The sequence below is a fragment of the Microbispora sp. NPDC046933 genome (assembly GCF_040644635.1).
In the GTDB taxonomy this organism is placed as follows: Bacteria; Actinomycetota; Actinomycetes; order Streptosporangiales; family Streptosporangiaceae; genus Microbispora.
This window is the reverse complement of the sequence record NZ_JBEYWW010000063.1, coordinates 21,398-29,369: the sequence shown is the minus strand read 5'-3', so window position 1 is coordinate 29,369 and position 7,972 is coordinate 21,398. Positions and strand designations below refer to the sequence as shown.

The window sequence follows — 7,972 nt, the reverse complement described above, 5'->3', positions numbered from 1 at the left end:
CCGACGTTGGCGCGTCGGTCATGCATGAGACCTACATGATCATCGGGAAGGTACACCCCTTCCCTGAAGATCCACAGGTTCTAAGCATTGCTCGGTCCTCTTCGGTGCCTCACCCGTAAACCGCTCCGCTTGCTAGGCGGACTATCGGCCGTACGGCTGCTGGCCATATCCAGGGGGAGGCCCATAAGGCTGCTGCACCGGGCCATATCCAGGATGCTGATTCATCTGGCTACGCTGCGCGCTGAGCCGCTCATGCCTGAGTGCTAAGCGCACCGCCCCGTAGATGATGAAGAACATGATGAACATCGAGATGATGACCCCGGCTAGTGGCGCCATAGTGCCAACCATCGGCTCCCCCTTACGCGTATGAATCACAGCCTGCCCGAGCACAGGAAAAGCGTCTAGCCTGCGGCGGGGGCCTCGGCTCCGGAGTGGTCGCCCGCGCGTCAGCCGAGTCCGTAGCTGGCTGAGGTGGAAGCCTGATCATCCCGCCCGCCACGACCCAGGCAAGCCCAGCAGACCGGCTCCTACGGCTCAAGCCCGTCTGTGACCCCTGACGTCCGATTGCCGAGGAACGGCGACCGGCTGACGTACACGCGAAGACGGGCTTGCCCCTCCGTCCCCGGCCCGCTGCCGCTCCGCGGTGGGTCGAGGCAGACGGGATGATCAGGAAGGCGAGACGTGCGCGTCTGCGCCGAGTTTCCGAGCTTGATCGCGTGCCCCGAGCGTGCCCTAAGTCAGGATCAGACACGGGGAATCAGGGGTACTCACGGATCAAGAAACGAAGAAGCCCCCGACCGGCATCTCTGCTGATCAGGGGCCACTTTTCCTGCTGGTGGCAGGTCCAGGGTTCGAACCTGGGTAGGCTGAGCCGACGGTTTTACAGACCGCTCCCTTTGGCCACTCGGGCAACCTGCCTTGTCTTCCGCTCGCTGCGGCGACAGGTAGAAGAATAGCGGACTTCCCGGGTGGACGTGACATGGGTTCCGGCTCGGCCGCCTCACGTGATCACCGGCCGGCGGAGGGCCCCGGAAAGTCGGAAGCGGGCTGGGCGGTTCACCGGCCATAGTGGGACGGTGATCAGACAGGCCGAGCCGGCCGACCTCGCGTCCCTGGCGGAAATCGAGAGAGCGGCGGATGAGATGTTCGTGCCGCTCGGCATCGTCTTCCCGCCGGGCACCACGGTCATCGAGGAGTGCGGCGATCCCGGCCGCGTCATCGTGGCCGGCCGGCCGCCGGTGGGGTTCGCCCTGCTCGGGGTGGTCGACGGCCTGACCCACCTGGAGCAGATCGCCGTGCATCCGGGCCACGGCAACCGGGGGATCGGGACCAAACTCCTCGATGCCGTCTTCGCAGCGGCCAGGCGGGCCGATACCGCCGCGGTGACGCTGACGACGTTCCGGGACGTGCCGTGGAACGCGCCCTGGTACGCCCGGCGGGGCTTCCGCGTCGTACAGCCCGACGAGTGGGGGCCTGAACTCACCAGACTGGTCGAGCACGAACGGGCCCTCGGCATCGAGGTGGCGCCTCGCGTCGTGATGAGGAAAGACCTCTGATCACATCCGCGCCCACTAATCTCGAAGGGCAACGGAGAGAGGACACGGACACCGATGGCCGACAGCAGTTTCGACGTGGTGAGCAAGATCGACCGGCAGGAGGTCGACAACGCCCTGAACCAGACGGTCAAGGAGGTCGGGCACCGCTTCGACTTCAAGGGCACCGGCGCGAGCATCTCCTGGTCGGGGCAGAAGGACATCGAGATCAAGGCGAACAGCGAGGAACGGGCCAACGCGGTTCTCGACGTCTTCAAGGAGAAGATCGTCAAGCGCAACCTGTCCCTCAAGATCCTGGACGCGGGCGAGCCGAAGCTGTCCGGCAAGGAGTACCGCCTGATGGTGTCCCTCAAGGAGGGCATCGACCAGGAGAACGCCAAGAAGATCTCCAAGCTCATCCGGGACGAGGGCCCGAAGGGCGTGAAGGCGCAGATCCAGGGCGAGGAACTCCGGGTTAGCTCCAAGAAGAAGGACGACCTCCAGGAGGTGATCTCCCTGCTCAAGGGGAAGGACCTCGACATCGCCCTCCAGTTCGTCAACTACCGGTGATACGCGTCACATCCTGACAAGCACCAGAAGGCCCTGACCTGCGGGTTCAGGGCCTTCGTCATCTCCGGCGAATCCCGGGACCATGACCATTTGGTTGCCCGAAGCAACGATCAGCATATGATTGCTTAGGGAAACTAAGTTTGATCACACGGGGAAGGACTTCGATGGCGAATGCGATGACGAGGGAGACGCCGCCAGGCACGGCGTCCCCCGCGATGACGCACCGGGAGATCCTGGAGGCGCTGTCGGGGCTGATGCTGGGGATGTTCGTCGCGATCCTGTCGTCGACCGTCGTGTCGAACGCGCTCCCCACGATCACCGCGGAACTGCACGCGGACGAGACCACCTACACCTGGGTGATCACGTCGACCCTGCTCGCCACGACGGTGTCCACCCCGATCTGGGGCAAGCTCGCCGACCTGATGAGCAAGAAGATCCTCATCCAGCTCGGACTGGCCGTCTACGTCATCGGCTCGGCGATCGCCGGTCTGTCGCAGAACTCCGGCATGCTGATCACGGCACGGGTGATCCAGGGCCTGGGTGCCGGCGGCCTCACCGCCCTCGCCCAGGTGATCATGGCGGCGATGATCTCGCCGCGGGAGCGCGGCCGCTACTCCGGCTACCTGGGCGCGGTGTTCGCCGTCGCCACGATCGGCGGCCCTCTCGTCGGCGGCCTCATCGTCGACACCTCGTGGCTCGGCTGGCGCTGGTGCTTCTACGTCGGCGTGCCGTTCGCGATCCTCTCGCTGATCGTGCTGCAGAAGACCCTGCACCTGCCGGTCGTGAAGCGCGACGTTCGCATCGACTGGGGCGGCGCGACGCTGATCACCGCCGCGGTCTCGCTGCTGCTGATCTGGGTCTCCTTCGCCGGCAACAAGTACGACTGGTGGTCGTGGCAGACCGGCGCGATGGTCGGCGGCGCGGTCGTGCTCGCGGCGCTCTTCCTCGTGGTCGAGTCGAAGGTGAGCGAGCCCATCGTCCCGCTGCGCCTGTTCCGGATCCGGACGGTCAGCCTCAGCGTGGTCGCCAGCGTGCTGGTCGGCGTCGCGATGTTCGGCGGCACGACCTTCCTCAGCCAGTACTTCCAGCTCGCCCGGGGCGAGACGCCCACGGTGGCCGGCCTGATGACGCTGCCGATGATCCTCGGCCTGGCCATCTCCTCCACGGTCTCCGGGCAGATCATCACCCGCACCGGCCACTGGAAGGTCTTCCTGGTCTCCGGCACGTTCTTCCTCACCGCCGGGTTCGCCCTGATGGGCACGCTGCGGTACGACACCGACTACTGGCTCGTCGCGATATTCATGTTCTGTGTCGGCGTCGGCATCGGCATGAGTCAGCAGAACCTCGTTCTCGCCGTGCAGAACCAGGTCCGTGCGGAGGACCTGGGCGCGGGCAGCTCGGTGGTCTCGTTCTTCCGCTCCCTCGGCGGCGCGATCGGCGTCTCGGCCCTCGGCGCTCTGATGGGCGACCGCGTCAAGCGCTACCTGGCGGACGCCCTGGCCGCGCTGGGCGTCCACGGCGGCACCGGCCAGGAGAGCGGCGCGATCCCGAAGCTCTCCTCGCTGCCCGCCCCTATCCGCACCGCGGTGGAGAGCGCGTACGGCCACGGCATCGGCGACCTGTTCCTCTACGCGGCGCCGCTCACCCTCCTCGCGCTGATCGCCGTGCTGTTCATCAAGGAGGTCCCGCTGCGGACCACCGCGATCACCGTCCGCGCCGACGAGGCGGAGATCGACGAGACCCTCGACCCCGAGGTCGCCCACCAGCGGAACGGCGCCGCGACCGGACGCCACGCCCAGCGAGACAGGCAGCAGCGCGACAGGCAGCGGCAGATCACGGCCGACGCCGGGATCTCCTCGCCGAACGGCCACGCCTCCACGCAGCCCCTGAGCGCGCAGCCCCTGAACGCACAGGTCCTCACCGCCACGCAGGCCCAGCCGTACGCCGCGGTCGCCATGGAGACGCACGGCCCGGGCGGGATGGACGGCGTGGAGATCCGCGGGTTCGTCAAGGGCCAGGACGGCCTGCCCGTGGGCCGCGCCACGCTCACGCTGATCGACGTGCGGGGCCACCAGCTCGGCCGTACGGTCACCCGGGACGACGGGGGCTACGCGCTCGGGACGCCGGGCGGCGGGACGTACGTGCTGATCGCGTCGGCGGGCGACCGTGAGCCGCAGGTGGCGACGCTGGTCGTGGGCGACCAGCCGGTGGACTTCGACATGGTGCTCGCGGCCTCGGGCCGGCTCGTCGGCACCGTACGCGGGACGGACGGGTCACCGGTCGCCGAGGCGGTGGTCGTGGTGACCGACGTGCGCGGCGAGGTCGTGGCCACGAGCTCGACCGACGCCGAGGGCGGCTTCTCCTTCTCCGGCATCGTGGCCGGCACCTACACGCTCACGGTCAGCGGCGCGGCGTACCGTCCGGCCGCCGTCCCGATCGAGGTGCTGGGCACCGGGCAGACCCGGCACGACGTCGTGCTGCTGCCCGGCGCGCGGGTGCGGGGCACGGTCCGCGTCAAGGACGGCGTGCCGCTGGCCGACGCCAGGGTCACGCTGCTCGACGCCGCCGGCAACGTGGTGGGCGTGGCGACCACCGGCGAGGACGGCGAGTACGCCTTCACCGACCTGACCGGCGGGCAGTACACCATCGTCGCCAGCGGCTACCCGCCCGTGGCGAGCACGCTGAACCTGGGCGGCCAGGGCGACGAGCCGTACGACGTGTGGCTGGGGCACGAGCGATGAGCGTCTCCGAGACGGTCCCCAGGGGGCTGCACGCCCTGGTGCGGAGCAAGGACGGCTGGGCCGTCCAGCACGCGATCGTCACCGTGACGGACGCGACCGGCCGCCAGGTGGCGCGGGCGGAGGCGGACGCCGACGGGCAGGTCGTCACCGCCCCGCTGCCGCCGGGGGTCTACACGGTGGTCGCGACCGCGATCGGGTACGCGCCGGCCGCGTCCACCGCGATCGCGACCGCCTCGGGCGCCGCCGAGGCCGGCACGCTGGTGCTGGCCCGGCAGGGCGGCACGGAGCTTCCGCCGCCCGGCGTGTGGACGATCGACCCGGAACACTCGAAGATCGCGGCCACGGCCCGGCATCTCGGCCTCAGCAGCGTGCAGGGGCGGTTCACCGAGTTCTCCGGCCGGATCGACATGGGCGCCACCCCGGAGGAGTCGTCCGTGGTCGCCGAGATCGTCGCCGAGTCCATCGACACGGGCAGCAAGATGCGCGATGATCACCTGCGTTCGGCGGACTTCCTCGACGTCCCGGTGCACCCGGTGATCACGTACCGGAGCACCGGGCTGTCGCCGGCGGGCCCGGACCGGTGGACGGTGCACGGCGTGCTGACGCTGAGCGGCGTCAGCCGCCCGGTCGACCTCGACATGACGTACCTCGGCACGGGACCGGACCTGTGGGGCGGGCTGCGGGCGGCGTTCCGCGCGGTCACGGAGTTGCGCCGCGAGGACTTCGCCATGACCTACAACCAGGTCGTCCAGGCCGGGATCTCGCTGATCGGCGCGACACTGAAAGTAGAGCTGGACATCCAGGCGGTGCGCGGGTAGACCCCCTGCCACACGCAGTCAGGAGGAGGCAGGCCATGACGGAGGCGGAGATCGCTCCCCGACCGCCCACGGCCGGCGAACGCGAGGCGTACTGCGCGGTCGAGCGGCAGCTCGCCATCCTGCTGCGGCGCGCCAAGGCGTTCTCCGCCGGGATGGGGCGCAAGGTGCATCCCGAGCTGGACCCCGGCGCGTACGGCCTGCTGGTCCGCATCGACCAGAGCTCGCCGATGCGGTCCAGCGACCTGGCCGCCTACCTGCGGGTCGGCCGGGCGACGATCAGCCGCCAGCTCAAGGTGCTGGAGGAGCTGGGGCTGATCAGCCGAAGCCCCGACCCCGAGGACGGCCGGGCCCACCTGCTGGCCCTCACCCCCGAGGGCCGCAGGCGGCTCGACGACGCGCGGGCCGCGCGCGAGGGCCAGCTGCGCACGTTGCTGGCCGCCTGGCCGGAGGAGGACGTACGGCTGCTCGCGCGGATGCTCGAACGGTTCAACATGCTGACCGAGGGCATGCACCCCTGAGCCTGGAGCCCAGACTGTTACGGCATGGGTGTGTATTCGCCGGGAGCTTCTTCACATGAGGCAATACGCGTGGCTGTCTCACACCGCTTCCGACTGGCCGGAAAATCTCGCGTCGTCGCCTCAGCCATCACGCCTTGCCGATTCGCGCGAGATATACGCCCCCCAGTAGCCGGGTGCGCGATCGGCATAGGAACTACGTCCGGCGTCTGCACGCTGTAGCGTGCGGACGGCGGAGTGCTTGCCGTGCCGGCCGATGCCGCACCGGCACGGCAGGAAGCGACCGTGGCCGTAGCGATCGATCAATTGCCGCCTTCTCGTCAATCGCCCATAACTGGAGAGTTAAGGACAGGAATACAGCTCAGTCCGCCCATTACGACCGATTGTCATGTGAGCGTGATATATCCCCGCCACACCCATCGCCTCACTTGTGAGCGGATCGCACGAACAGCACTCCCGTGCTGTTGGGGGTGCTGTTTCCACGTCTCCGACTCCGGCATGCCGCGAGGGCCGTCACCCGCAAGATGGGCGCCCGGACCCCGCACCGGCGGCGCGATCACCCACGGGACGAAGCCGCCCGCGCCTCACATCAGGACGCCTCGGCTTCTCCCGAGCACGAGGCTTCTCCCGACTACGGGGCGAGGCACGCAAGCAGCCGCAGCGAAAACGACAGGGAGCAACAGACGGGACGGAAGGGTTGCAGTCGATGCCTAAATTTGGGATAACGTGTCCCATCACAGAAGTCACTAAGGAGCATCGCCCTGCTGGCCGTTCTCTGCAACCGAGGCGTCATCACCGCTCCTGGCACAGGCCGTCCCTGCCACCAGGCACGGCTCTCCTCGCGCGGCAGAGCACGAGCCGACCTATTAGAACCAAGGAGTGCCTCGTGCTCTCACGATCGATAATGCGGCGTCGGCTCGCAGTGACCGGCGCCCTGGCCATCGCCGCGGGGCTGACCCTCTCGGCATGTGGCGACGGCACGACCGGGACCGACACCGCCGCCCCGATCCCCAGCGCCACAAGCACCCTGGCGCAGCTCGTGCCGCAGAACATCGCCGCGGACGGCAAGATCTTGATCGGTAGCGACGCGTCCTACCCGCCCAACGAGTCCGTCGACCCGGCCACCCAGAAGATCGTCGGGTGGGAGGTCGAACTGGGTGAGGCGCTGGCCGCCAAGCTCGGGCTCAAGGCCGAGTTCCAGAACGCCGGCTTCGACACGATCATTCCGGGCATCCAGTCGGGCAAGTACGAGCTCGGGGTCTCGTCCTTCACCGACAACCCGGAGCGCGAGAAGGTCGTCGACTTCGTGACGTACTACTCCGCCGGTGTCTCGTGGGCCGCCCTGAAGGGCAACCCGAACGGCGTCGACCCCGACAACGCCTGCGGCAAGAAGATCGGCGTCCAGCAGGGCACGGTCGAGGTGGACGACATCAAGGCACGTAGCGAGAAGTGCGTCAAGGACGGCAAGCCCGCGATCGAGCAGGTCGTCCGCAAGGGCCAGACCGAGGTCAACGCCGACCTGGTATCCGGCAAGATCGACGGCATGCTGGCGGACTCGCCCATCGTGGGTTACGCGATCAAGCAGACCGGCGACAAGCTGGAGACGATCGGCCAGGTGTACGACGCCGCCCCCTACGGCTTCGCCATCGGCAAGAACTCCGGCACCTTCAAGGACGCCGTGCTCGGCGCGCTGAAGGAGCTGATGGCGGACGGCACCTATACCAAGATCCTGGAGAAGTGGGGCGTCCAGGACGGCGCCATCAAGGATCCTGTGATCAACGGCGCTGGCGGCTGAT

At 68.3% G+C, this 7,972-nt stretch carries 6 protein-coding genes and 1 tRNA gene; 6 read left to right on the top strand and 1 reads right to left on the bottom strand.

Annotated features, from left to right (window positions below; all coding sequences use genetic code 11):
* Positions 1–833: 833 nt before the first annotated feature.
* A tRNA-Tyr gene (locus ABZ857_RS42690) sits at positions 834–918 on the bottom strand.
* 158 nt (positions 919–1,076) lie between these two features.
* Here ABZ857_RS42690 and ABZ857_RS42685 point away from each other — a divergent pair.
* The 6 genes from ABZ857_RS42685 (at position 1,077) to ABZ857_RS42660 (ending at position 7,971) form a co-directional block, all read left to right on the top strand.
* Positions 1,077–1,556 carry a GNAT family N-acetyltransferase gene (locus ABZ857_RS42685; RefSeq protein WP_357056221.1) on the top strand — a complete coding sequence of 160 codons (480 nt, stop codon included), beginning with the start codon at positions 1,077–1,079 and terminating at the stop codon, positions 1,554–1,556.
* A 54-nt stretch (positions 1,557–1,610) separates the two neighbouring features.
* Positions 1,611–2,102: a YajQ family cyclic di-GMP-binding protein gene (locus ABZ857_RS42680; RefSeq protein ID WP_357056218.1), complete on the top strand. Its 492-nt coding sequence runs from the start codon at positions 1,611–1,613 to the stop codon at positions 2,100–2,102.
* Between the two features lie 164 nt (positions 2,103–2,266).
* Positions 2,267–4,843, top strand: a complete 2,577-nt coding sequence (locus ABZ857_RS42675; RefSeq protein WP_357056215.1) for an MFS transporter — start codon at positions 2,267–2,269, stop codon at positions 4,841–4,843.
* The gene (locus ABZ857_RS42670; protein ID WP_357056212.1) at positions 4,840–5,661 is read left to right on the top strand and encodes a YceI family protein; all 822 of its coding nucleotides are present in this window, start codon (positions 4,840–4,842) and stop codon (positions 5,659–5,661) included. Before ABZ857_RS42675 ends, ABZ857_RS42670 begins: the two co-directional genes overlap by 4 nt.
* Positions 5,662–5,696: 35 nt before the next feature.
* Positions 5,697–6,179: a MarR family transcriptional regulator gene (locus tag ABZ857_RS42665; RefSeq protein ID WP_357056209.1), complete on the top strand. Its 483-nt coding sequence runs from the start codon at positions 5,697–5,699 to the stop codon at positions 6,177–6,179.
* Between the two features lie 883 nt (positions 6,180–7,062).
* Positions 7,063–7,971 (top strand): ABC transporter substrate-binding protein, encoded by a 909-nt coding sequence (locus ABZ857_RS42660; protein ID WP_357056206.1) that lies wholly within the window; start codon positions 7,063–7,065, stop codon positions 7,969–7,971.
* The last annotated feature ends 1 nt before the right edge of the window (position 7,972 follow it).